The following is a 23,108-nucleotide window of genomic DNA, read 5'->3' on the forward strand; positions in this document are numbered from 1 at the left end:
GGATGAAGGAGCTGGCTGTCGTCACGGGTGCCAATCGAGGACTGGGGCGTTCCTTGGTGCAAGAGTTCTCGGAGTCCGGTTGGAACGTCATTGCCATCACGCGCTCGCCCGAGGTCCTGAAAGCCAGGGCCGGGTCTACGGGCGTCGTAACGGTCCAGCAGGATGTGCGGTTCGAACCCGGCCCTGAGCTGGCTGAAGCTCTGAACGGCCGCCCAGTGGACTTGCTCATAAATAATGCCGCACAGGGAGCGCCCCATGCGGAGCTGGGAACTATCCGAGCTGACGGGGTCCTCAACGCCGTCGATGTAAACGTCGCTGGTCCGCTGCGCCTCGTGCAGTTCCTGCTGCCGAACCTGCTTGACCCACCTGATCCGATCATTATCAACGTGTCGTCGCGACTAGGATCTCTTGCTGCCCAGGCAAACCATGACTTCTCCGGTCTCTCGACGAGTTACGCCTACAAAATTTCGAAAGCCGCTCAGAACATGCTGACCGTCTCCCTAGCCCAGGACCTTCATGGGCGGATCCGCTGCTGGGCAGTCCACCCCGGCAAACTGGACACAGCTATGGGTTAAACTGACGCGTCCAAGGATCCGCGAACGGCTGCTCGCCAGATGCGCGAACTCGTTGACTCAGGTGATCGGACGTCCCCGCGCTTCTGTTCCCTCGGGGAGCAGGATCTCCACTGGTAGCAACGTAAGGAAGCGGTCCCTGATCAGCGTCCGCAGGAGGGGACTACCGGGTCATCGACATCTCCGGCCTCGGCGAGCTCGTCCGCCGCTGGAACCGCCCGCACTGGGAAGTCATGCCGAAGAAGCTGAGTGACCATACCGCCCTGACCGACCTCCGTGAAGGAGCCAAGGAGCTCCGCTATTACCGCGCCGGCCTGCACGTCATGAACGGGCTCTGACCGCACCACCGCCGCCGGCTCGCTCAGGCGGAATCCCGACGGCTGATAGCGCTGTCATGTGTGGGCAAAGCAAAGGGCCGGATTCTAGAACTCCTCGCACCGCTGACATGCCAGCTCCAGAGCGCCGCGTTTGGTCGCGGAGATGAGGTTCAAATCCTCTCAGCCGACACAGCACCAGTTATGTGAACGCGCCGTCGACATGAACAGGGTCGCACCGGTACGTTGGACGCAACGACACTAGATGAACATGCGAGCAGGTGCCCGATGAAACTTGAAACTGCGCTGCGCCCAGTTGACTGGCTGAGCGGGCTCGACCGCTCCGCGAAGGTCGAGGGCATCGTGCCAACTGGCTTTGAGTCATACCTGCGCATCCTTCACAAGGGACACCCCGCCGAGATAGATGGCCCCAACCACATCTCCTCCCCAGAGGTGAGCTGGGAAGTCGTAGCGTCGGCGCTCGGCCACCGGCTCTCGCCTGAAACCATATGGGCCGAACTCTCCGGGGCATATGGGGACCCGGCGTCCGTACCGGTTGTGGGCACCGTATACCCGCCTGAGGAAGGCCGCCTCGATGCCGCAGGGTTCCGTGCTCTAGCCCGCGTGCTGGTCAAGGCGACCGACGGCCCGTTCTTCGCAGCATTCTGGGCCGGGTGGGAGCCAGTCTTAGAGTACAGTGCGTCGGCGAGGGCAATCCGCCACGGTGACACCGTCTCCATTCAGGGCGAGCACTACGTGCTCTATAGCCTTGAAAGCCGTGAACTGGCCGACGCCAGCTGGATGCAGGCGCCGGCGTTCGGATGGGCCGAGGGGAACGGGCTCACGCCCAACTACCTGTGGCCCGCGGACGGCAGCTGGTGTCTTGGCACGAACATCGATCTTGACTCCAGCATCCTGGGCGGGCCAGCCTTTGTCCTGTCCGAAGTGGAGGCGCTCCCGGAGCTCGAAGCTCTTCACGTCACACCCTCCACCGACCTGACTTCGTCGATAACGAGGGCCCGCTGACACAACTGAGGGCGCCGCGTTTTCGACGCGGCGCCCTCAGTTCATTACCTGGGTGGGACTACTTGCCACAACCCAGGGGGGACTTCACCGTCGAGACTGACGAATAGTACGTCCGCCCGGCCTGCACACTGGTTCCGTTCGTCGTCTGCACGTACGTCGAGTTGTTCCTGTTCTTGCAGAACCATTCGAGCGAGGTCAGCGTCAAGCTGCGCGTGGAGTAGCCGGTCTGGCCTCTGCTCGCCATGGGAACCCAGGAAAGGCCTCCCCATTCCACCATGTACAGCACGCTGCTGTGGGTGATCTGGCTGGGCGTTGCTACCAGACATTTTGTATAGGGCTTGGCCCCGACGGAGCCGTAGCCGGACGATGACCGCAGGTGGACGACCGAGGGATAGAGGGTGCACACGTACGGGTCGAAGGCTTGAGTGGTGATCATCCCGCTCGTGGTTCCGCCTGAGACCTGCTGGTAGACGACCGGCTGGCCCGCGATCTTCTGCAGCTTCTGCAGCTCAGCGACTTCTTTTGGCGTCGCTTTGCGTTCAGCCGCCTTGCCGGTTCCATCCTTCGGTGCGGCGCTGGCGGCCGGCGCCGAAGTCAGGACGAGACCGGTGATCGCCAAGACGGCGAGCAGTCCGGAGAGCTTTCTGTGCATGTTTCCCCCTATTGTTTGCGGCTACCAGTGGCAGAACGTAGCCAGGTTTGTGTTCGCCAGCACGAGTGATTCCTCCTGGACGTCATTGGCGGCATCCGCGGCCCCTTGCGGGTCGTTGGCCACGAGATATGGGGCGTAGAAGTCGAACCCGCTCGTCCACGCGTCGAGGGTCGTTCGCAGGTCACCGTCAGTGCGGCCGGCCACTTCTTCAAAGCCTTCGAGAAGTAGGCTTGCTCTCTCCCGGGTCACCGGATTATTGGCTACCGGCCACGACAAGGGTGTCCTCAGCACGCCTCCGCTGCTCCGCATTCATGTTGCGATTCTTCCATGCGCGAAGTACGTGTCTGGTTGAGGAACCCTGAACGGACCGGTGGGCGTTCAGTAACCTCTTCTACAGATAGAGCCTCCCGCTCCCGTGTGTGGTTCATAATCGAGGCATGAGAGTGACTGGAATTCTCCCCGAGGACGCCCCCGACCCTCGTGTCGAGCAGGCTGAGGGCCTGAAACTCATGCCCATCCCCGTGATGGGACTCGTGTCCCAGCCCTCGCTGGAGGACACGGATACTGTCGGTCTGGCCTACGGTCAGGACGATCGTGGATACAGTGAAATGACAGTGAGCGTCACCTATACACTTTGGCGAAACCCGATTGACCGCCCAGACCCGATAAACCTCGCGGACCTCGACGAGCAGGCCCGGAGGGCGCTGGAGGCTGTTCCGCCATGGCCGCGCCCCGCGTGGCTGGTCGAGCAGGTGGAGCGAATGCGATACCCGCAGCTGTGGGAGGCCGTGCGAACTACCTGGAACCGTGACGCATCCGAGCGTTCGTCGGTCCGGAGCGTGCTGGTCGACCACGTCAACTACATCCTCATGAACCAGTACCGGCAGGAGCTCGGACTAAGCGACAATCCCTGGGACCAGCCTGCCCCGTAGTGACCGACCGGATGGTCAATGACCGGGTCAGTGTCCTTGTCAATGGAGTCGAAGTAGCCGGCGCGGAGCTCGATACGGACCCGTTCGTGTACGGCATCGGCGCAGAACTAGCAGGCGGTGGCGTCGTGACCGCCGTGCTTCCGCGCGTCGAGCTCAATCGCATCCAGGTCCAGTTCACGACCCGGAGCTAACGACCGCACCCGCGTCCGTAAGCCGGTCCGTTAGTGGAACCCTGAGCGGGCGGAAATTGGCTCTCTCCAGCGTGTGAGGACCGAGATCGGCGAGGAAAAGTGGGTCGTCAGGGGAATGCAGCCCTTACCGGGTCGAAAACTGTCTGAGTCAACGAACTCTCTGGATCCGGTTAGGTGCCTTGTCCGGACGATGTATTGACCTGCCCGTCCGTGCGATTGTTTTCCCTGAATCGGCGAGCCGCCACGCCGACTCCTTCACCTGCTCGCCGCGCAGCCAATCTAGGCGTTCCACCGGCCGCTGAAGTTGGCGTTGCAGCCAGCCGGCAGCGAGTGTTCCGTACGTCTCCGGTGCCTCTTCCAGGCCGAAGACTGTGAGGCCGTCTCCGTCGTAGACATGGTTGTCAAGGAGATGGCTATCGCCCCATTCACCTTCCAAGGCTCGGCCGTGGTGGCCGTCGTTCCAGTAGCCGATCTGGAGCGTGCAGGTGCCTTGTGGGACGTCGATTCCGGGAACGTTGAGAGTCACGACTATGGGTTTCATCCGGGCGACCACCGTGAACGAGCCGAGTTGGACATCAGGAAGGGACCACACGGATATTCTGCGGGTGATCCCGCTAAGGAAGTTCGCCTCTTCGGGCGTGCGGGGTAGATCTCCATCAAGCTGACCTTGGGCCATCATGTTGAGAGCCTAATCCAGTTGGATGGTCGAATATCTATGGGCCGTGAGAAGAAACGAGCCAGTGGCCGTACGAAGGACGAACCCTTTTCGGGACGGAAATGTGGCGTTCGCCCGCGTCGGAGCGAAAACGATGCGGCATGGGCGGCCCCAAGGAAGCGACCTTTAATGGGCGCCGGCGATCACGATCGACACGTTCGGCGGAATCGAAGGTAACGAAGAATAGTCTGCACCTCGATTTTCGGCCGTACGATCCAGCGGACGAGGTCGAGCGAATGGTCGCTCTAGGTGCCCGCAGGGTCGGTGTTGTCATTCTGGGAGCCCGAAAGAACGGCCAGTTCCGATAGTTGGGCGTTCGGACAGGCCACAGGAAGCGCCCGTCAGCGCATGGCCTCCCTCTACAGTCCGGAACTTTGGTACACCCCACCTACCCGAAGCATGACAATTAGGCTTGCCCAATGGGGTTCAGCCGAAGTGTCGCAATTCATCCCGCACAGCGGCGCTTTCGTCGAGCATCCGCCTTCTGTGGCTTGTCCGCGATCCTGCTCATCGCGTTGGGCTGGAGCGGGCTAATCCTTGTGGTCGGTGGATTGATCATTCCCCCATGGATCGTCGGCAGCGTTTTGTGCGGTATTTCGGTCGTGCTTGCGGCCATCAACCGGAGGATCCGCATTGGTCTAAAGGATCAGGAATTGCCCCAGGCACGCCGGTCGACGGGCTTCTTTTCGCGGGCGCTCATAACTCTGGGCATTGCCGGGTCAGTGATCGCCTTCTTGGGAGATGCCGCATACAGCACGACGTACACGCTTCTGAGGCCGGCTGGACCCGATGGGTGTCAGGCCGTGGCGCGAGAAGCCTCATTCTTTGTGGCAGGTCAAGGGCAGGTCTACGCAGTACTTCCCTGGGGCGTTGGCTGGCGCGCTGGTTCCTGGACGGCAGACGACGGCATTCGTCCGATCGAGGAAGGTCGATACAAGTTGTCCTGGAGCGTCCGCGGTGGATCGCTGATTGTGCAAGGTGACATCGGGAATCCTGTCTGGCCCGGCCTGCACGATGTCAGCTGTTTCTAAGCCCGATTTTCACTCTCCTTCACGCCCGATAAAAGGTTCGATGTCCTGTCCGCAAGGCGGTCCGGAAGCGGAACCCTGACGGGGCTGAAACTGGCTGACCGTCCCTCCTAGTCGGCACAAAGTAGCCAGTGGCACGAGGCGGCTATCATCGGTGACATGTATGAACCCTGGAGCAAGGGAACCGTGAAGACCTGGCACTGCGAAGAGGGGTGGGGATCCATCCAAGTTGAAGGTGTGGCCGCAGAATGTTTCGCCCATTTTTCTTGCATCGTCCAGAGGGCGAGTGAGTTTCTTGAGCTTGTCCCAGGCGAAGACGTAAGGCTCACCTGGCACGAGGCGCAGCAGGATGAATTCTCCATCGTTGCCGACCGTGTGGAGCGTTCGTAGCCGAAGCTTCGTCGGCACGGTCCGCTAGGGGATCCTTTAGCGGGGCGCGTATTGGCTCCGCCAGGGCGATGGTTTGACCAGCTTGCTGGCACGCAGTAGCGTTCTTCGGATGAATGAGGAAGCTGAAGAACTTGTAGGCGGAAACGCCTCAGAGAGTGTCGTTCGTGTTGGCGATACGGTCCGCAAACCGTGGCTGGAAAACTCTGCCACTGTCCAGAAGTATCTGAAAGCTCTCCAGATAGCCGGGAGTTGCGTCGGGGCAACTGACAAGCGTACCTGCCTGTCCGGGACAGCCTGAGGCTACTGGACAGGTTCCGCCTGCTTGACCTCTCTTTTCACTTCAGTTGGCCTAAGTATGGAGTCTGAATTGAGCGCAAGCACCCCCGAAAGCAGGGCTGCCAGGAGGATGGAGCCAAAGGCCATGAATGACGAGACGCCCATAAGAAACGTGGCAACTGCAAGGCTGAGGGGACTGGATACAGTTTCAAGAAACTGGACTGCCGTCATGGTCTTGCCCAGGTCAGTCGAGGGAATCTGTTGATGGATGAGGGATGTGCGTCCCACCGTCCATGCAATGCCACCCGTACAGACGACGAACAGGGCACCTGCCACAGCAATCCACGACGGGATGAAGAAGAGCAAAGCCCCTGCTGCCATAAGCCATGAGGACCGTTGCATCAGAATGTTTGGGCGCCAACCGGCGAGCAAGCCTGACAGAATCGAACCGCAGAAGAGGCCCGCAGCTGCCGCTGCGCCGACGATTCCTACTTCCGTGGTGGAACCCTTGAGGCCAACGGAGGTCTGGAAAATCGCCAATGTGGACAATGGGGCTGACAGGAAGCCGACGAGGACAACGGTCCCGGCAAAACGCCACCACCCATCGATTTGGGTAAGTCTCCGGTAACCGGCAGAAAGTTCCTTGAAGAAACCTGGCCGGTCCGGCAGGCTGCTCGGGCGCTCCGGCCACGGCAGGAAGTTCATGATCAAGGCAATAACCGTAAACGACACTGCGTCAACAGCCAACAACCACCACGGACCCCAGACAGCGCTCAGAGCTCCACCAATTGCCGGACCCGCGATGGAAGCTGAGGTCCATGCGGTGGAAACTGCGGCGTTGAACTTCGCTGTGCCGTCACCATACATTTTCGGGATGGCCACGAAGGTGGCTGTCCTGGCGAACATGTCGAGGCTGCCGCGCAGGAAGGCGCCAAGTACGAGGACCCAAAAGGGCGTGTGCCAAGGGCCTATCAGCAGCGCCATTGCAGCAACAACCAGTGCTTGACCCCAATAGCCGATGTGGGTCATGGCGCGGGGAGACATACGATCTGCGAGTCCGCCGATGAGCACTCCGGGGAAAGCCTTCGGAAGTTGTGATGCCACGGCGACAATGGACATCTGGGCAAGGCTGCCGCTTGTCTGCAGAACTATGAGCGGAAGTGCGATGTTGTACGCACCACCACCCAACGAATTCACCCACATTCCCGTGAGGTGGAGACGCCTCTGCCATGGCTTAGCTAATGACACTTCAGATACCTTTGGCTGTATGGAGAATGGTGACAAGGTCGGGCTGCTTTTCCACTGATGTCAGAAGCCATTGCATTACGGGAGCCTGCCAAAAGCTGATATTCCACGTGCGGGCAATGACCATGTGAAAGATGGTGGTGCAGCAGGGAACTACAATCCGCCACTTGCCGGGAAGAATGAGCGCAAGGGGGAGCGCGACTAATTCAAGAAAGGGAATTGCGCGGGTCAGGGCCCGAACAGGCAGACTATATCGTTCCTGGGCAAACGGGTAAGCATCCGAGGCCAACAGGTGCGAGTGATAAATATGGTTGGCATCGCCGCGCCTGACCCAAGCGTCATAGCCGTGAAGGAGTTTGGACAAGCCGGCCTGGGTGTAGGGCAGGTATAGCGCAACCCGTGAGACCGAAAGCGGCAGGCTCGGTGACTGGCCGCCGCTCGGCTTGGACATCTGACTGATGACGAGTACCGCTTCAATGAACGTGTCGTACGGCCAGCGGCCCGGTAGGGATCGGGCATCCAAAGCCCGTGTTCCTAAAAACAATCCCAGCGCTGCCCGCCGAATCCAAGAAGAGGGCTTTGCCCCGGGGTCTCCACAAACCTCGCTGGCCGCCGCGGCCGCCATCAGTAGTCCAGCTGCCGTGCGTCGGCTCTTCCAGGCCGTCCCGTCATCACGCCTGCGGTCCGCCGCTGACTCCTGTGAAGCAACTGCAGCTCGATAGTCCCGGACAGCAGACGGGCCGGGGCGGAGCGTCAGCGCCAGGGCGGCAACGACCCACACTGCCGCGTTGCGTACATGACGGAGCTGGACTGGTTTACTGCGAAGTTGTTGGAACATAGGTGTACACAATTTCCTTTTCCTCAGGCATTCCCCGAACAGTAGTTGCCACCAGGATGTCCATCCTCAAGGGAAGGTCGGGCAGGTGAGCGGGGGCGCGAACCTCGTCAAACGGTCTCCACGTGTTGCTGCGAAGCCTCCGGACGATTCTCTGGCAGAGGACGTTCTTTGGTTGCTCTTCCTCAGCCATGAAGATGCTGGCGAACACTGCTCCGGCCCGGAAGAACTGAGTTGGAAGGCAGTTTGCTGGACCGCAAGCAACGGTTGTTCCATCAGGCAGGTGGAATTCAACTGCGAATCTTGAGACGCGGTCCTTGAACTTGGCATTGAACATATTGTTTGACGCGATTGGCCAGAAATTTCTGTTGGCTACCGTTGCGGCGACCGAGGCGACTACGTAGGCCCCCGCCAAAGCAACGAGCGCCATGCCCTTGTTGCAGTCAGGCGCACGCAGCACAGTGGCCATTCCTGGCGAAATCCTCGAACTCCGACGCCAACTCCAGAGAGTCAAACACCAGTCTCCTACCGTCAAGGTTGGTGGATCCGGTAAGCAGGTAGCGGAACACTTCCATGGCGGCAATGGATGCCACGATGGAGTTCAGTGGCCCAAAGCTTGGAGCCTGGTACGAGCTATTGAGATTTGTGGTGGAGAGCGACGCCTTTGATTTGGTCCTGTCGTCGTTATCTGTTGCTGCGCATTGCAGGCAGGGGGTGATGCCTGGCCGTACTACCGGGCCTACCACTCCACGCGTATCCTGATACCCGGCGCAAGTGAAAGGTGTGCCGGTGGCGATGGACGCCTGGTTAGACCACTCGAGCACTTCCTGGGGCGTGTCGGCGGAGACCACAACGAAGTCTGAGTCCTGAAAAATAGGCAAGAGATCTTCCACTCCGGTGATCATGGAGGCGACTTCCACCGTGTTAAGGTCGGGGGCCCTCAGGTGAAGGTTTCTTGCAGCGGCTTGGATTTTGGGGGAACCGATATCTTGCGCAGTGAAGAGGTACTGCCGGGTCAGGTTGCTTTCTTCTACTGTGTCTCCGTCGACCAAGACAATGGAACCCACTCCGGCTGTGGCGAGTTGCATGGCAACGTTTGTTCCGATTCCTCCCACGCCGATCAGCGTGACCTTTCGGTTGCGCAGCCGATGGCTGGCTCCGGGGCCGGTGCCGTGTGCAAGTTCAAAGTACAGGTCATGACGGCTGTACCGGCCGGAGAGGTCGAACCTGTACGGCACCAGAATCTCGGCGTCGATAAGTTCCTCGACAATCGCTCCGGAGCCTTCACCCATCAGGAGTTCGGCCTTGCCGCCCAAATCGTCGAGTGTCCGTGGCTGTGAAGCGAAGCTGAGTAGTTCAGCCAGCCCGTCTGGAGCGTCCTCGATTTCGATTGCGTTGGGCGGTGCCAATCCGATCTGCACGGCCGTTTCCGTGGTGATGACCGGTAGCGACTGCTTGAGGGAGTAGGTTACGGCTGCCAATTCTTGCCTCCAATGATGAGTGGGGACCACGCGGTGCGTGGCCCCCACTATTTATTCTTGGTTTAGTTGAACACGAAGTTCAGCTTGGAACGGCGCTTGGCCAGTCGCTTGAGCTTAAGCACTTGAATCACCCCTTTGTGTTTATAGACTTATTTGACTGGATGAATCTATGACACTTGTCATGGATATGACAAGCGTGTCGATTACTTGTTCGCGTGTCACTTCGGCGCGTCCCCGTTAGGGCGTTTGCGGTATAGAGTCGAGGGCATGTTTGAACTCGTCCCGCCGAATGTTGCCTTCCACCAGTCATTCCTTGAGTCTCACCGTGAGTGGGCTGGCGTCCATCAGGACGGTGCCGCCGTCTTCATGGCGGACGACGTCACCAGCTCCGAGGGCTTCGCAGATTGGGTTGGCAAGTTGTTGGACGCTGAAAGCGCGCCCGAGAAGGATGGCATTGTTCCGTGCACGTACCTCTGGATCACGGAGGGCTCACGCTACGTAGGGGCGATTGCATACCGGCACCATCTGACGTCGGCTCTCCTGAATTCGGGCGGGCACATCGGCTATGGGATTCGCCCCTCGGATCGCAGGAGGGGGGCGGCAACCTGGGCTTTGCGGGAATTGCTGGTCCGTTTGGCCGCTCGGAGAGAGCCGGATTGTGTTCTGCTGACCTGTGATGACGACAATTCGGCGTCGATTAGAACCATCGAACGTTGCGACGGGCGGCTCGAAGATGTGCGGACGGGTGAAGATGGGCGGCTTTTCCGCCGGTACTGGATTGACCTGGGAACACCTGCAGCAAATTTTTGAACGATACCCGACGCGTCTACGAGCACAATCCTTGTGGATCCTGCCATGCATCGGGCAACGAAGACTACTCAGCCGCAACAATGCTCGTCAACGGTAACCAAACGGGCGCCAAGCCAGTGTGCCCGTAAGCCAGTGAGGATGCGGAACGTTGACCGGGACACGTCAGACGGGTTTGGACGCTCCGCTACCCGTCCCCGCCAATAGGTTCGATTATCTTCCGACCACCGCATGCATTCTCAAGAGGACCGTGTGCCGCGCTGCTAGCGTTTGGTGCGTGGTTACATCTACATGGCACGTCCCCGCTCCAGCAAACGGAGACAAGACTTGGACTCGACTTGCCACACTTGTCGCAACGAACGATTTCGTGCTGCACGGTTCACAGACGCCAGGTCTGTCGATGCTTGAGCCCAGGGCACCCATCGACTTCAGCCTTGACCAGTTCTCAAAAAGGACGGCTATCTACGCGACTGAAGACCCCACCTGGGCTATTGCATACGCGATCCGGTCATCGTCATGCCGGCGTTTTTTGAATGCCTGCTTCTATCCCGGCGCAGTTGCTGGGGAGTGGTCGGAACGGCGCATCTTTCTTTCATTCGCTTCGACCGAAGATGGCCAGGCTCCTACCAAGGCAGGGGCGGTGTACGTTCTTCCGAGCAGGAGTTTCACAAGGATGCCCAGCTATACGGACCCTGTTCTCGGCTTGATTACTGAGTGCCAGTTCATCAGCATGGAGCCTGTTCCTGTCTTGGCTGAGATCTCAGTGGAGCCCGAAAACTTGCCAATCACGCCGGTGTTCCACGACTTCGAAACCGTTTCTACTCGCGCGTCTGTCAACCCCTTGGGTTTTCCATGGTTCGACTGAATAGTTGTCCATCTTCAACGTGTCCGTAAGCCGAACCTTCTACGGGACAGTCGGGGGCTCGTAGGTCCGCAAGCGGGAGTGCACTGACTGACAAGGGCTTTGTATGAATCGTGTTGGCCCCATTGCAAGTTCGCGTCGCGCTTCGAATTATGATGCTGCTATGGGGGAAAACTTGAGCAGGAAAGACTCTGCTTCACGCAGGCCGATCTACGTTGAGGTCGGTATTCGGGCCCCCATAGAACGGGTATGGAAGCTAAGCCAGGACCCAGCCCTGCATCCCCGCTGGGATCTACGGTTCTCACGAATCATCCCCACCGAGCGAAACGATCAGAGACTCCTTCATTTCCGCTACGAATTCCGCCTTCCTTTCTACGTCATCCAAGGGACCGGAACATCCCTGGGGCACCGGTATCGATCCGATGGGCAAGCCACGTCGGTACTGAAATTCGACACCGCTGACCCGGTGTCGCCCATAGGGCAAGGATCCGGATACTGGCGCTACATCCCAACAGAGGATGGCCTTCGGTTCATCACGGGGTATAACTATCAGCCGGGAATGGGCTCTCTCGGAAAGGCCCTGGATTCCTGGGTGTTCCGCCCAGCTCTGGGGTGGGCGACTTCAATAAGCTTTGATCGCTTACGGTTGTGGGCGGAGTCGGACCTTGATCCTAAGGACTCCCGCAATCGGTGGTTTATTGACGCCACGGCCAGGGCAGGCGGCCTCCTGACCGCCTGCATCCTGCTCCGCCGAGCCGCGACAGGGCGAACCCCCGGCCCCGCCGCGCTGGGCCTCACAGCCGCTGTGGGCTCTTGGATTATCCCCGTCCACTGGACAGTACCCAGGGCAGGACGATGTCTGCGGCGGCCGCCGGACTCACGCTCCGGGAGTGCCCCATCCACTCTTGCCGGCCTGGGCGAATCTGCCTCACCGGTTTCTCAGCCGTCAACGCAGGGGCAGGAGTAATAGTGGCTTCGATTTTTGAAGTAGCGCTGGGGAGCGATTTCCAACGGCTCCACCCAATGCTGCAGAAGCGCTTCGGTGTGGACACTGCTGCAGGCTATGCGTGTGTCGGTCGGGGGATCTTTTCCGAAGTCCGTCGCGGGGCCTGGTGGACAGTCCCATTTCTGCAGTTGGGGGGTTACCGCAATATCCTCTTCCCAGACCAAGGAAAGGACATCCCATTCACGGTCGAGAACTACCCCTACATTGATGGGTTCGGCCGCCCTACAGTCACCTTCGTCAGGACCCTTGAACTACCCGGATCAAAGCGACGGCGCTTCGACGCCACCATGGTCCACAGCAAACAACATGGTGGAATCGTCGATTATCTCGGCACCCACCAGCACCTGGCTACTGACCTCGCCCTGGAGGTTCTGGCCGATGGATCGCTGCATCTTCAATCAGGGCCTCAACGTTTCTACGAAGGCTTCGCTGCATTCGAGTTTCCCTCGATCTTGACAGGCACGGCAGACCTATACGAGAACTTCGATGATGCCCGTGGCGTGTTCACCATCCAGATGCAGGTCCGGAACCCCATCCTCGGATTTCTTTTCGGATACCGGGGCGAGTTCACCTGCACGTTTCCGGCCCTGCACGACGAAGCAATCCCGGAGCATCTCAAACCCCTGAGGGAAGAAAGCCGCGAATAGAAGCCGCTGTTCACCGAAACCTAGCCAAACGGGCAACCCATGTGGCGGTCTAGCAGCACGTGGGCTGACCGCGTGTTCCGTTTGGGGATCGTTCAGTGGGCCTGCTTTTGGCCGGTGGAATGGTATCGGCGGATGAGCCGTCGAGTATGAAAGGCTGCCAGCAACCCGGAGACTGTGGCGAAGCCGGCTCCGAATCCTGCCAGCGCCAACCCGGTTGCTCCCAGTAAGCGGAAGGCGATGACGGTGTAAACGATCGTCACCGCGGCTGCTCCCAATCCAGCGGTGAGCGGGCGTGGCAGCACGACTGATAAGGAGTTACTGGCGTCAATCCAAAGCGCCGCTACCGAACCGGCACCCTCTGCCAGTCCGGCAACGGCTCCGACAACGAGCCCAAGTATGGCCATGAAGAATATCTGGCCGCCATTCATGCCCCAGAGCCCAAACTGCTCCGGATACAAGGCTGCCTGAACGGTCGAAGACACTGAGATGCCCCCGCTGATACACGCCCCCAGCAGGGCGCCGGTGAAAACAGCCCGGACCAGGAGAGGCAACGCTACTGTCTTTACATTTCGCACGGCTACCGGAAGCATATTCGACACCCTAGTGGACGGCATAGGCGAAGTAGCTCCACCTGCGCTGGCAACCGGCGTTGTTCCCGTTCTTTGGGTATGGACGCTGGCTGCGACTGCATCCGCTATACCGTCCTTCTCTCACCGGTTCGGTCTCGGACGGAATTTCTTGAGGACCTCGATGGTCACTCACAAGACACCTCCGAATCAGTAGCGCCGGTCCCGGCACGTAGTTCCGAAGCCCCAGCTCTAGTTGCGGTTCAAAGCCCCACCGGCCGGGACCGTCCCGAAAGGGGCATCCCGTATAGAGCTTTTGGACCATCCCGCAAGCCGGTCCCCTACAAGGAACTCACCACCGAACGGCTGGCCGACGCCATCACGCAGGCCACCACGACGCCGGCCTACGCCGCACGAGCACGCCAACTGGCAGCAATGCTCGCAACGGAAGACGGAACCGCGCCCGTCGCGACAGCGCTGCGGACCGCCGCGAAGCAGATGTAGCGCGTTCCAAAAACGACCGTTTCCGCTACAAACAACCAGGCGCGTTCAATAGTGTCGTTTTCAGAAGTCGTCTGCACCACTTCATGCGGAAGTATGGCCCCGGTGCACAGGACTGTTGACATCCGTTTGTCAGAAGTAATCGGCACTGCCGGCATTTCCATCAGAAGCCGCCTGCACTAGCCTGAATCATGGTCAAGAGTCGTCTGCACCGTCCGCGCTCGTCATGACATCGAATGACCCGCAGATCCTGGAGCGGGGTCTGTTGGGCATGTCGGATGAGGCTTGGGAGCGCCTGCGCCAGCAGGACGAGGTCATCGCCCCTTTGGCGGCGATGGCCACGGTCACCCACGGGGCGGCGGACAGCGCGGCCGAAGAATTGGGATTGTCGCGACGGCAGGTCTACACCCTCATCGGACGGCGTCGAAAGGGCGCCGGCCTGCTGACGGACCTGGCCCCGGGCCGCTCCGCCGGTGGCCGGGGAGGCAGGCGCCTGCCGGAGCCTGTGGAAGCCGTGATCCGGGAAGTCATCCGGAAGGCTTACCTGACGAAGCAAAAGCCGTCCCTCGCGGTCGTGCACCGCCAAATTGTGCGCGAATGCAAGACGCAGGGGTTGACCGCGCCGGCAAGGAATACTGTCGCCCTCCGGATCGAGGCGCTGCATCCCGTGGAAGTCAGGCGCAGGCGTGAGGGCAGCGACGCCGCCCGGTCCTTGCAGTCGGCCGGCGGGAAGGTGCCGGAGACCGTGGCCCCGTTGGACCAGGTCCAGATCGATCACACCGTGATTGACCTGATTGTCGTCGATGACAGGGACCGGCAGCCCATCGGCCGGCCCTACCTGACGGTTGCTATCGATGACTACAGCCGGTGCATTCTGGGAATGGTCGTGACCCTGGAGGCGCCGTCTGCGGTGTCGGTGGGCTTGTGCATCGCGCATATGACCTGCGACAAGCGGCCCTGGCTGGAATGCCTGGGCGTGGACGCGGCCTGGCCAATGAGCGGTAAGCCCAAGGCGTTGTTCCTGGACAACGCTTCGGAATTCAAGAGCGAGGCGTTGCGCCGCGGTTGCGAACAGCACGGCATCAAACTCAGTTACCGGCCACTCGGGCGACCGCACTACGGCGGCATCGTGGAGCGCATCATCGGCACGGTGATGCAGCGGGTCCATGAACTGCCCGGGACGACTTTCTCGAACCCGGGACAGCGGGGCGGTTACGATGCGGACAAAAGGTCCGCCCTGACCTTGACGGAGCTGGAACGCTGGCTGGCCTTAGCGGTCGCCGGCTACCACGGCAGCATCCACGGATCCCTGAACCAGACACCCGCCGGGCGCTGGGACGAGGGCGTGAGAGAGTTCGGTGCGCAGCCTGTCGTTGCACACCCCGCCGCGTTTCTCGTGGATTTCCTGCCGGTCATCCGGCGCCGAATCACCCGCACCGGTTTCGTCATCGACCACGTCCACTACTTCGCGAACGTGCTCAAACCCTGGATCGCACGGCGGGACCGGGAGGAAAAATTCATCATCCGGCGGGACCCGCGGGACATCAGCAGGGTTTGGGTGCTGGAACCGGAAGGAACGGCCTATGTGGAAGTCCCATACCGTACTGTTTCCCACCCCGCGGTCACCTTGTGGGAACACCGGCAGGCACTGGCGCGGCTCCGCCAGCAGGGACACGACCAGGTCAACGAGGAAGCACTGTTCCGCATGATCGATCAGATGCGCGAGATCACCGCCACGGCCCAACGGACAACCCGCAGATCACGCCGGGACCTGCAACGGAGGCGCCACCTCCAGGCCTCCGGAGCCGTGAAGAACCCGACGGCTCCACCTGATGAAATGCTCCCGCCCACGAATGACGAGGCGGCAGCCCGTCCTTTTGACGAGGTCGAGCAGTGGTGAACATCGATGACTACCCGCCGCCGGATCTGTCCCACCTCCAGCCCTGGGCCCAGGCCATGGCCCGCCTGCCGGCGGAGGAACGGATCCGGCGCATCCGGGCGGACCGCTGGATCGGCTACCCCCGGGCCGTCCAGACCCTCACCCGGCTCGAAACACTCTATGACTGGCCCGGCAAACAACGCATGCCCAACCTCCTGCTGATCGGACCGACCAACAACGGCAAGTCCATGATCATCGAACGGTTCCACCGCCAGCACCCGGCACACTCCACCGCAGATCAGGAACACATTCCGGTCCTGTGCGTCCAGATGCCCTCCGAACCGTCCATCCCGCGGTTCTATACGGCCGTCCTCGCAGCGCTCGGTGCGCCCACGGGACCGCGTCGGCGCGTAGCTGACCTGGAACAGCTCACCCTCGCCGTGCTGCGACGCGTCGGTGTGCGGATTCTGGTGATTGACGAACTGCACAATGTGCTGGCCGGCCGGGCCGATGTCCGGCGTGAATTCCTGAACCTGCTGCGCTTCCTGGGAAACGAGCTGCGGATCCCTCTGGTGGGGGTCGGGACCCGTGAGGCCTATCTCGCGATCCGTTCCGATGACCAGCTCGAAAACCGGTTTGAGCCCATGACGCTGCCCTTGTGGGAGGCCGATGCAGACCTGTTGTCCCTGCTGGCCAGCTTCGCATCCTCGTTCCCGCTGCGCACGCGCTCGAATCTGGCGGCCGATGACATGGCCCGCTACCTCCTCACCCGCAGCGAGGGCACCATCGGGGAGCTTACGTCGCTCCTGACCGAAGCCGCAGTAGCCGCCGTGGACAGCGGCGAAGAATCCATCAACCACCGGACGCTGACGCTGGCCGAATACGACGGTCCCAGCGTCCGGCGCCGGAAGTTCGAACGCGAACTCAGATGAGACCGCCGGAACGCTGGCCCCTGCACCCGGCACCTGTAGAAATGGAATCGTTGTCCTCCTGGCTGCGTCGGATCGCCGCCAGCTACGGCATGTATTCTTACGCGCTGCTCGAACACGGACTGGGCCAAAGGGAACTCAGCGACCCCGAGCTGGATCTGAACCCGCCGACGCACCTGCTCGAAGAGCTTGCCAAGCGCACCGGCCTTGACCAACAACGCGTGAACGCCATGACCATGGCCGGATGGGTACCGTGGCTCTTCGACAGCCTCGACCCCGCCCCCGGCACTTACGAAACCTATGTGCACCAGCTCTCGGTGCTCCTGCCACCGAATCGGCGCAATATCTATACTCCGCGGAAGTGGCTGCCATGGCTGCCGGAAACCGGGGCGCGGCGGGGATGCCCGGACTGCCTGGAATCCAGCCCGGCGCTCCTGCTCTTCTGGCAATTGCCCCTCATGGCCAGCTGCCTGGTGCACGGGCGCCGGCTCGAAACCTACGAAGGACACCCTCCGGATTACATCCTGTGGGCAACTCCCGCCCATGACCAGCGGCCGCTGCCGGAGTCGGTGTCCCTCATGGACCGGCGCACCTGGCAGGCAATAGCGACCGGTTCCGTGGACCTTCCCCGGCATCCGGTTCACGCCGGCATCTGGTTCCGGTTGCTGCGGACCCTCCTGGACGAACTCACCACCGCGCAGGGACGATATGGCCGGCAACTGGACGACGTTCGTCGTGTCTGGGAACACTGCGGTCACCCGTTTCGGGCTGGCCTGTATTCGTGGCAGCCGTTCGAGACCCTTCATTGGACTGCCCAGCAGCAGCTGCTCGAAGCAGCCGCCGCCGCGATGGAACTGATCGAAGCGGGCTCACTGACTGCTCTGGGTACCTCCGCGCACCTCCTGCGTCCCGAACCGAACCCCCGGATCAGCGACGGAACCCCGCGTGGAGCACTGACAGCAACCGTTCAGGAGAAGCCGACTCTCGATGAGCTCTGGAAGCAGACAACGGACGCACTGGAAGTCTGCATCGCAGCAGCCAAAGTAGACCCGCTCGTCGCGCAGCAGCTCTACGACTTCGCACGGTACGGATGCCGAAGTGAAGAATCCGTGGGCAGTCTCCGGCAAACCTTCGCCGAGCTTCACATACCCCTGGACTTTTTGTCACAAACAGAGAATCAATGACCCTTTGCCTGACTTAGAATACATAACGGGTTGAGTGACATATTTCGATTCCGGGCCGATCTGGAATCGGGCTGTCACTTAAACGAACGTATAAATGACGAAGGAGAACTGCCGTGCTGGTCGGATACATGCGGGTCTCCAAGGCGGACGGCTCCCAGACCACGGACCTGCAGCGGGACGCGCTCCTGGCCGCCGGCATCGGCGCGGAATCCCTCTATGAAGACCGTGCCTCCGGGAAAAAGGACGACCGGCCCCAGCTGGCTGCCTGCCTCAAAGCTCTACGGCGCGGCGACACCCTCATGGTCTGGAAGCTCGACCGGCTCGGCCGGGATCTGCGGCACCTGGTCAACATCGTCCACGACCTCACCGAACGCGGAATCGGGCTGAAAGTCCTCACCGGGCAGGGCGCCGCCATCGACACCACCACTGCCTCCGGAAAGCTCGTTTTCGGAATCTTCGCTGCCCTCGCCGAGTTCGAGCGCGAACTCATCTCCGAACGCACGACAGCAGGGCTCGCCGCCGCCCGCGCCCGCGGCCGCAACGGAGGACGCCCCTACAAGATGACCCCGGCGAAACTCCGGCTCGCTATGGCGTCCATGGGCAAGCCCGGAACCAAAATCGGCGACCTCTGCACCGAACTCGGCGTCACCCGCCAAACCCTCTACCGGCACGTCTCGCCGTCCGGGGAACTTCGTCCCGACGGCCAAAAGCTGCTGTCGCGCTAGCCCAAGAAGAATTACTGTGGACTGCCGATTCCTGACGGGCCGGTGCTGAGAGGCCTTACCGATTGCGATTCCGCGCGCAGCCCGGCTGGGGCGACCAGAATGGCAGGGGTTTTGGCCGGTCGGATAACACCGCCGAAGCGCACCGCCTCGGCCAGTATGGAAGTCAGTGGGCTAGAACCGCACGTGGATCTGGAGCTGCCCGTCGCGGTGGCTTGATGACCCGATGCACGTCTTTCGCAACGTCAAGAGGTTTATGGGCCCGCAACGTTCCGAGGTCACGCCAATCTCGGCTGCAAGTGCTTGTGCAGATTGTGGCGGTTTGGTTTCGATAGTCATGACCCTTGAGCAACCGCCTGAACCACATCGCGTGGAGATTTCCTGTATTTCATTGGGAGGCGGAACAGACGGGAAAGCAGAGTCAGATGGAACCGCCCCTTCATCTATCGCATTCCACGCGACCACCCCGATGATCCAAACCATATAGACCACCCCGAGTGCAATCATGGAACGGATAACTATGCGCTTGGGACTCATTTTGTAAGTTCTCATGGTTCTTCAATCTGTCTTTTTCTCTCACTGTCCGCGACGGCTCCGGCGCAGCCAGTACGCACCCAACAACAGCCCGTCGTCACTGGGGGCTCACGGCGCGGTGCCTGAGACAGAGGTTTCCACTGTCGTCCAGGTAGTCGCCGTTCCCGCCGGCATGGACCCCAGTGGTTCTGTGAGTACTTGGCGTTCTCCGATGGGCAGCCCGTTGTTGGGGTCAATGATGATGTCTTGACGGAAGTGCGAGGAGTCTTCGACCCGGCCGATGGCTATGCCTTTGCGGCCATCGAGGTTGGCTTGTTCATCGGTCACGGTCACTCCCGGTATCAGGGCCGCGGCCTTATACAGTGCTGCCCGGAGTTCGCCCGGAACGAGCCCCGTACGCAGGAGATCGGCGATGAAGGCCAACGCCTCGCCGTCAACCGACTGCCCCTGTCCGACGGTCTTTTGATAGATGTCGTCCAGGAGTAGGCGGGGGTCCCGCGGCAGGGCGTCCAGATAACTGGGCGAAGGGAATGAGGACTCTGTCCCGGGTCCGTAGAAGGCCCCGTTCTTCCCGCGCAACAGCTCGCCCGTGAAACCCGTGTGGGTGCGCTGGGCGTATTCTCTGGATGCTTCGTCAAAGAATGTCGTCGGGGTTCGCCCTGATCGCTGCCATACCCATTCGTCGTCGCGGTTGGCCGGAATGTACATTGTCATCTTTTCCGTATCCAGCCACTGATACTGACTGCCATCTTGTTCTGTCGAGAACGATCCCCAGAGGTTCGTGCTGTCAATCTTCAGGTACTGGCCAGGCTTTACAACTGGGTCAGCTGTCTGGATGGTCGTCTGGGCGGCGTCGTTGAGCACCTGGGCGGCCGTTGCCGCCGCCGGCCCTGGGCCCGGCCCTCCGGCCGGGGCCAAGATGTCCCCGGCAATAAGGGCACCCACGATGGCCACGGTTGCCGCCGATGCCAGAGTCAGCCTCATCGCCGTCCGACGCCGCGGCTTGGGCTGAGCCCTCACCAATGCCAGGTCGATGCGTTGCAACAGTTTCATCCGGCCTGCCTCGACCGCGGCGTCGCTGGCAACGGGGGTCTTAGCGCGCATTGCGTGCAGGAGCGATAACTCGTCCATGATCCATCTCCTTGTCATCCACGTGAAGTAGGCCGGCAGCATCACGAAGGATCCGCCGCGCCCTGTTGAGCCGAGACCGGACAGTACCTACAGGCACACCCGTTGCCATCGCTATCCCCTCATACGTCAGGTCCGCCCAGGCATAGAGCAGCAGACATTCCCTGTCGGCGGCCGAGAGTTTCCGCATCGCGGCGGAAAGGTTTGCCGTCGCCGCTGCGGCGTCCAGCCGTTCAGCAACCCGGTCCGCCCCGTCGTCATAACCGCCCCGGCCGGCAGCCTTAGCGAACGCCTTGAGTCTTCTGGCCTCGGTGCGATGGTGACGGCGAAGTAAATTCGTTGCTATGCCGAACAGCCAGGGCCTGGCGTCTTCCCACCGGTGGTCGAAAGACTCCCGGCTTTCAAAGGCAGCCAGGAAGGTCTGGGACATCACGTCATCGGCAATCGATTCACCCGCCCTGGTGGCCGCGTATCGGTGCACCGCACGGGAATATCTGTCATACAGCACAGCGAAGGCCTGAGGGTCCTCGCTCGAACTGCGAATTAACTCGCTATCGGTAGTCACAAGCTGTATTGCCCCTTCACCGGAAAAGAGTTCACGGCAGTCTAGGTTGTGAACGGCAAACTTTCTTAGTTCCAAGGAACCGGGACGCTTCGAGGGCAGTCATTCAGCGTGGAAGTGGGAGGCCGAGGGAGCACAGACGACTTCGGAAACCATCGATGCAATTCAAGAGGCCTGCCCGGGGCCCTGGTCCGTACAGGCAAATGGACTTGACCGCGTCTGGTTCTGGCGCATCGGCGGACGGAGACCGACACGGCACCCGCTTCCGATGCATCTAGGGTGGAGCCATGGGGGAAACAACGAGCCAGCGAATTTCCTATTGGACACCGGGCAGCCGCAGGAGGAATGTCCTCGCATGGGCGGCCGCGGCAGTGATCCTGGTCCTTGGTTGGGGGGCCTACGCCGGCACGCTTCTATCGATCGCCGGACTCGACGGCTGGGCCGGGATTGCTTGCGATGGCGAATACCGGTCGGCGTCCTGCGCCTCGACGTCGGGGTGGCAGCAGTTTGAAATGACTATCACCCTCGCCCAACTTGTCGCCCTGCCCATCCTGGTCTTCAACGGAGTCAGATTGGCTTCGGGGACCTGGTTCGACCGCGGCTGGATGCTTTGGCTCTCCGCGGTCCTGCTGGTCCTTATCGCAGTGGCACCTCTGAACAACCTACAGCTCAGCTACCTCCCGTAGCCTCCGCCGATTCCGCTCGGCTCCGTCGGCCTGGCGGGTACAGCCTCGTTATTCGGGCGATATTGACGGGTCGTCTGACCCGGACAGAGTCGCACGGGGGACGGCCGACCTGAAACCACTTAACCTGGGACCCTTTATGAGGTCCCTTCTCCACGGAGAGGCGGAACCGGAACGCTATCTGCTCCACAAGTGAGCAGGAGATCCGAGGTCCTGACTGCCAGCGTGCAGCTATCCGGATCAAAGACGTCCAATGCGGTGCTCCACCCACCACTCCTCTCATAGAGGAAGAACGATTCCTGCCCGTACACGTTGTAGTCTCTGCGGTCGAATCCCGAATGTTCGACGATGACGCTTTCACCGCTTTCAGCCGTGACCCTGATGTATGTTGCGGAAGCAGCATTCAGACCGATACCCACGAAGTACAGCAGCCACGGCACAGATGCGGCGGCCACTGCGATACCCACCAGGACACCAATCAACCGACGCAACCAGGTTCGGGATATTCCCTTGGTGAACGGCGGCACCAACGAGGCCAGCCCCACTACCGCAGCGGCACCGCTGATGAGATGCGCACAGAAGATGAGCGCCCAAGTCGGCAAGACGAAATAGACCAAACGGGCAGGACCAGCTTCAAGACTCCAGGCAGCGGACGCCAGAACGGTAACTCCCAAGAGCCCGGCCAAAAACGATGAAACGAGGCCACACGCGAAGCGCCGCCGGCCCATGGAAACCCTCCACGACGTCTGCGTGCTCATTGCCCTCCTCCTTGTCAGTGACGCTGGCTAATATGCCCCATCGGGGCTCAAGACTATCCATCTCCGTATTCCACGGCGGGCTTAGGATTGCGTGTTTGTCGGCTCCGCTCCGTCTCGGCGCGAAGGTGCAGTGATGCTCTGGTGGCCCTACGATGATCCGCCAAGCCCCCGGGTGATGGGGTCTGCCTTGGTGCAGACGGCTATGGACATTTCGTGCAGACGACTTCGAAAACTGACACCGGGACGCCCAAAGCGTTGGATCAGAACTCAGGGATCACCGACGTCGTGCACGCTCAGTTGTGCCATTCGATGCCATAGCAAAAGACGCAATCTGAGGTTGAGTTTGAGACGTACTTCTTCGTAGCGGCCGAGTGCAGACGTCTTCTGACATTCGGTGCAGACGACTTCTGAAAATGACACCGGTGTCGAGGCGTTCAACGTGGCCAACAGCAACTCGGGCAGCCGACCGGCCGCTCCGTTCCAGGCAATCTTCGTGTGGGCGGTGTGGTTCTTCCCGCTCACGGCCGTCGGGACATTCCTCACGCTGCTCGCTTACCTGCTCGTGCTCCCGATCTTCGCCCTCATCACCGTCCTTCTGATTCTCCAATGGCTGCCACACCTCTAGCACTAGTCGTGCTGGATCGTGTGGTGCGTGCGGGGCTGGGAACGTTCGTCTTGCGGGA

General features: G+C 60.9%; 27 protein-coding genes. 16 read left to right on the forward strand and 11 right to left on the reverse strand.

Features of this window, described 5'->3' with window-relative positions; translation table 11 throughout:
• The first annotated feature begins 2 nt into the window (after window positions 1-2).
• Together ACZYX4_RS12230 and ACZYX4_RS12235 are read left to right on the forward strand one after the other, a co-directional pair.
• Window positions 3-575, forward strand: a complete 573-nt coding sequence (locus tag ACZYX4_RS12230; protein WP_463876210.1) for an SDR family NAD(P)-dependent oxidoreductase — start codon at window positions 3-5, stop codon at window positions 573-575.
• Window positions 576-1,174: 599 nt separating this feature from the next.
• Window positions 1,175-1,912 carry a hypothetical protein gene (locus ACZYX4_RS12235; protein ID WP_463876213.1) on the forward strand — a complete coding sequence of 246 codons (738 nt, stop codon included), beginning with the start codon at window positions 1,175-1,177 and terminating at the stop codon, window positions 1,910-1,912.
• Window positions 1,913-1,970: 58 nt separating this feature from the next.
• Here the strand turns inward: ACZYX4_RS12235 and ACZYX4_RS12240 are convergent, their stop codons facing one another.
• Both ACZYX4_RS12240 and ACZYX4_RS12245 read right to left on the reverse strand, forming a co-directional pair.
• On the reverse strand, window positions 1,971-2,564 hold the full coding sequence (locus ACZYX4_RS12240) for a hypothetical protein (protein WP_463876215.1): 594 nt from the start codon (window positions 2,562-2,564) through the stop codon (window positions 1,971-1,973).
• Window positions 2,565-2,585: 21 nt separating this feature from the next.
• Window positions 2,586-2,813 (reverse strand): hypothetical protein, encoded by a 228-nt coding sequence (locus tag ACZYX4_RS12245; protein ID WP_463876217.1) that lies wholly within the window; start codon window positions 2,811-2,813, stop codon window positions 2,586-2,588.
• A 188-nt stretch (window positions 2,814-3,001) separates the two neighbouring features.
• On the opposite strand from ACZYX4_RS12245, the gene ACZYX4_RS12250 reads away from it, so the two are divergent.
• The gene (locus ACZYX4_RS12250) at window positions 3,002-3,496 is read left to right on the forward strand and encodes a hypothetical protein (RefSeq protein WP_463876219.1); all 495 of its coding nucleotides are present in this window, start codon (window positions 3,002-3,004) and stop codon (window positions 3,494-3,496) included.
• Entirely contained in the window at window positions 3,496-3,687 is a 192-nt protein-coding gene (locus ACZYX4_RS12255; RefSeq protein ID WP_463876221.1) for a hypothetical protein, read from the forward strand. The genes ACZYX4_RS12250 and ACZYX4_RS12255 overlap by 1 nt, the downstream gene beginning before the upstream one ends.
• 148 nt (window positions 3,688-3,835) lie before the next feature.
• Here the strand turns inward: ACZYX4_RS12255 and ACZYX4_RS12260 are convergent, their stop codons facing one another.
• A complete protein-coding gene (locus ACZYX4_RS12260; RefSeq protein ID WP_463876223.1) occupies window positions 3,836-4,366 on the reverse strand; it encodes a hypothetical protein in 531 nt (176 codons plus the stop codon).
• Between the two features lie 137 nt (window positions 4,367-4,503).
• Here ACZYX4_RS12260 and ACZYX4_RS12265 point away from each other — a divergent pair, with 137 nt between their 5' ends.
• From ACZYX4_RS12265 to ACZYX4_RS12275, 3 genes are all read left to right on the forward strand, one after another.
• Window positions 4,504-4,710, forward strand: a complete 207-nt coding sequence (locus ACZYX4_RS12265; protein WP_463876225.1) for a VOC family protein — start codon at window positions 4,504-4,506, stop codon at window positions 4,708-4,710.
• 111 nt (window positions 4,711-4,821) lie between these two features.
• Window positions 4,822-5,433: a hypothetical protein gene (locus tag ACZYX4_RS12270; RefSeq protein WP_463876227.1), complete on the forward strand. Its 612-nt coding sequence runs from the start codon at window positions 4,822-4,824 to the stop codon at window positions 5,431-5,433.
• A 156-nt stretch (window positions 5,434-5,589) separates the two neighbouring features.
• On the forward strand, window positions 5,590-5,820 hold the full coding sequence (locus ACZYX4_RS12275; protein ID WP_463876229.1) for a cold-shock protein: 231 nt from the start codon (window positions 5,590-5,592) through the stop codon (window positions 5,818-5,820).
• Window positions 5,821-6,120: 300 nt separating this feature from the next.
• Here ACZYX4_RS12275 and ACZYX4_RS12280 read toward each other — a convergent pair whose 3' ends face one another.
• From ACZYX4_RS12280 to ACZYX4_RS12295, 4 genes are all read right to left on the reverse strand, one after another.
• Window positions 6,121-7,299 carry an MFS transporter gene (locus tag ACZYX4_RS12280; RefSeq protein ID WP_463876411.1) on the reverse strand — a complete coding sequence of 393 codons (1,179 nt, stop codon included), beginning with the start codon at window positions 7,297-7,299 and terminating at the stop codon, window positions 6,121-6,123.
• A gap of 46 nt (window positions 7,300-7,345) precedes the next feature.
• Window positions 7,346-7,966: a hypothetical protein gene (locus tag ACZYX4_RS12285; RefSeq protein WP_463876231.1), complete on the reverse strand. Its 621-nt coding sequence runs from the start codon at window positions 7,964-7,966 to the stop codon at window positions 7,346-7,348.
• A gap of 190 nt (window positions 7,967-8,156) precedes the next feature.
• Window positions 8,157-8,645, reverse strand: a complete 489-nt coding sequence (locus tag ACZYX4_RS12290; RefSeq protein ID WP_463876233.1) for a hypothetical protein — start codon at window positions 8,643-8,645, stop codon at window positions 8,157-8,159.
• The gene (locus ACZYX4_RS12295) at window positions 8,620-9,657 is read right to left on the reverse strand and encodes a TOMM precursor leader peptide-binding protein (RefSeq protein ID WP_463876235.1); all 1,038 of its coding nucleotides are present in this window, start codon (window positions 9,655-9,657) and stop codon (window positions 8,620-8,622) included. Before ACZYX4_RS12295 ends, ACZYX4_RS12290 begins: the two co-directional genes overlap by 26 nt.
• A gap of 267 nt (window positions 9,658-9,924) precedes the next feature.
• Here ACZYX4_RS12295 and ACZYX4_RS12300 point away from each other — a divergent pair, with 267 nt between their 5' ends.
• The 3 genes from ACZYX4_RS12300 (at window position 9,925) to ACZYX4_RS12310 (ending at window position 12,979) form a co-directional block, all read left to right on the forward strand.
• On the forward strand, window positions 9,925-10,467 hold the full coding sequence (locus ACZYX4_RS12300; protein WP_463876237.1) for a GNAT family N-acetyltransferase: 543 nt from the start codon (window positions 9,925-9,927) through the stop codon (window positions 10,465-10,467).
• 364 nt (window positions 10,468-10,831) lie between these two features.
• Window positions 10,832-11,329 (forward strand): hypothetical protein, encoded by a 498-nt coding sequence (locus ACZYX4_RS12305; RefSeq protein ID WP_463876239.1) that lies wholly within the window; start codon window positions 10,832-10,834, stop codon window positions 11,327-11,329.
• 966 nt (window positions 11,330-12,295) lie between these two features.
• The gene (locus ACZYX4_RS12310) at window positions 12,296-12,979 is read left to right on the forward strand and encodes a DUF4166 domain-containing protein (RefSeq protein WP_463876241.1); all 684 of its coding nucleotides are present in this window, start codon (window positions 12,296-12,298) and stop codon (window positions 12,977-12,979) included.
• Window positions 12,980-13,071: 92 nt separating this feature from the next.
• On the opposite strand, the gene ACZYX4_RS12315 is transcribed toward ACZYX4_RS12310, so the two are convergent.
• Window positions 13,072-13,461 carry a hypothetical protein gene (locus tag ACZYX4_RS12315; protein WP_463876243.1) on the reverse strand — a complete coding sequence of 130 codons (390 nt, stop codon included), beginning with the start codon at window positions 13,459-13,461 and terminating at the stop codon, window positions 13,072-13,074.
• Window positions 13,462-14,272: 811 nt separating this feature from the next.
• Between ACZYX4_RS12315 and ACZYX4_RS12320 the strand changes: the two genes are divergently transcribed.
• From ACZYX4_RS12320 to ACZYX4_RS12335, 4 genes are all read left to right on the forward strand, one after another.
• A complete protein-coding gene (locus ACZYX4_RS12320; RefSeq protein ID WP_463876245.1) occupies window positions 14,273-15,946 on the forward strand; it encodes a Mu transposase C-terminal domain-containing protein in 1,674 nt (557 codons plus the stop codon).
• Window positions 15,940-16,857, forward strand: a complete 918-nt coding sequence (locus tag ACZYX4_RS12325) for a TniB family NTP-binding protein (protein WP_463876247.1) — start codon at window positions 15,940-15,942, stop codon at window positions 16,855-16,857. Before ACZYX4_RS12320 ends, ACZYX4_RS12325 begins: the two co-directional genes overlap by 7 nt.
• A complete protein-coding gene (locus ACZYX4_RS12330) occupies window positions 16,854-18,038 on the forward strand; it encodes a TniQ family protein (protein WP_463876249.1) in 1,185 nt (394 codons plus the stop codon). The genes ACZYX4_RS12325 and ACZYX4_RS12330 overlap by 4 nt, the downstream gene beginning before the upstream one ends.
• A gap of 113 nt (window positions 18,039-18,151) precedes the next feature.
• Window positions 18,152-18,763: a recombinase family protein gene (locus tag ACZYX4_RS12335; protein WP_463876251.1), complete on the forward strand. Its 612-nt coding sequence runs from the start codon at window positions 18,152-18,154 to the stop codon at window positions 18,761-18,763.
• Between the two features lie 639 nt (window positions 18,764-19,402).
• Here ACZYX4_RS12335 and ACZYX4_RS12340 read toward each other — a convergent pair.
• Together ACZYX4_RS12340 and ACZYX4_RS12345 are read right to left on the reverse strand one after the other, a co-directional pair.
• Window positions 19,403-20,425, reverse strand: coding sequence for a CU044_5270 family protein (locus tag ACZYX4_RS12340; RefSeq protein ID WP_463876253.1), 1,023 nt, complete (start codon window positions 20,423-20,425; stop codon window positions 19,403-19,405).
• Complete coding sequence (locus tag ACZYX4_RS12345; protein WP_463876255.1) at window positions 20,388-20,987, reverse strand: RNA polymerase sigma factor; 600 nt, start codon at window positions 20,985-20,987, stop codon at window positions 20,388-20,390. Before ACZYX4_RS12345 ends, ACZYX4_RS12340 begins: the two co-directional genes overlap by 38 nt.
• A 284-nt stretch (window positions 20,988-21,271) precedes the next feature.
• On the opposite strand from ACZYX4_RS12345, the gene ACZYX4_RS12350 reads away from it, so the two are divergent.
• Window positions 21,272-21,670 (forward strand): hypothetical protein, encoded by a 399-nt coding sequence (locus ACZYX4_RS12350; RefSeq protein ID WP_463876257.1) that lies wholly within the window; start codon window positions 21,272-21,274, stop codon window positions 21,668-21,670.
• A gap of 134 nt (window positions 21,671-21,804) precedes the next feature.
• Here ACZYX4_RS12350 and ACZYX4_RS12355 read toward each other — a convergent pair whose 3' ends face one another.
• Entirely contained in the window at window positions 21,805-22,425 is a 621-nt protein-coding gene (locus ACZYX4_RS12355; protein ID WP_463876259.1) for a hypothetical protein, read from the reverse strand.
• Between the two features lie 394 nt (window positions 22,426-22,819).
• Between ACZYX4_RS12355 and ACZYX4_RS12360 the strand changes: the two genes are divergently transcribed.
• Window positions 22,820-23,050 carry a hypothetical protein gene (locus ACZYX4_RS12360; RefSeq protein WP_463876261.1) on the forward strand — a complete coding sequence of 77 codons (231 nt, stop codon included), beginning with the start codon at window positions 22,820-22,822 and terminating at the stop codon, window positions 23,048-23,050.
• The last annotated feature ends 58 nt before the right edge of the window (window positions 23,051-23,108 follow it).

The sequence above is a fragment of the Pseudarthrobacter leeuwenhoeki genome (assembly GCF_055412885.1).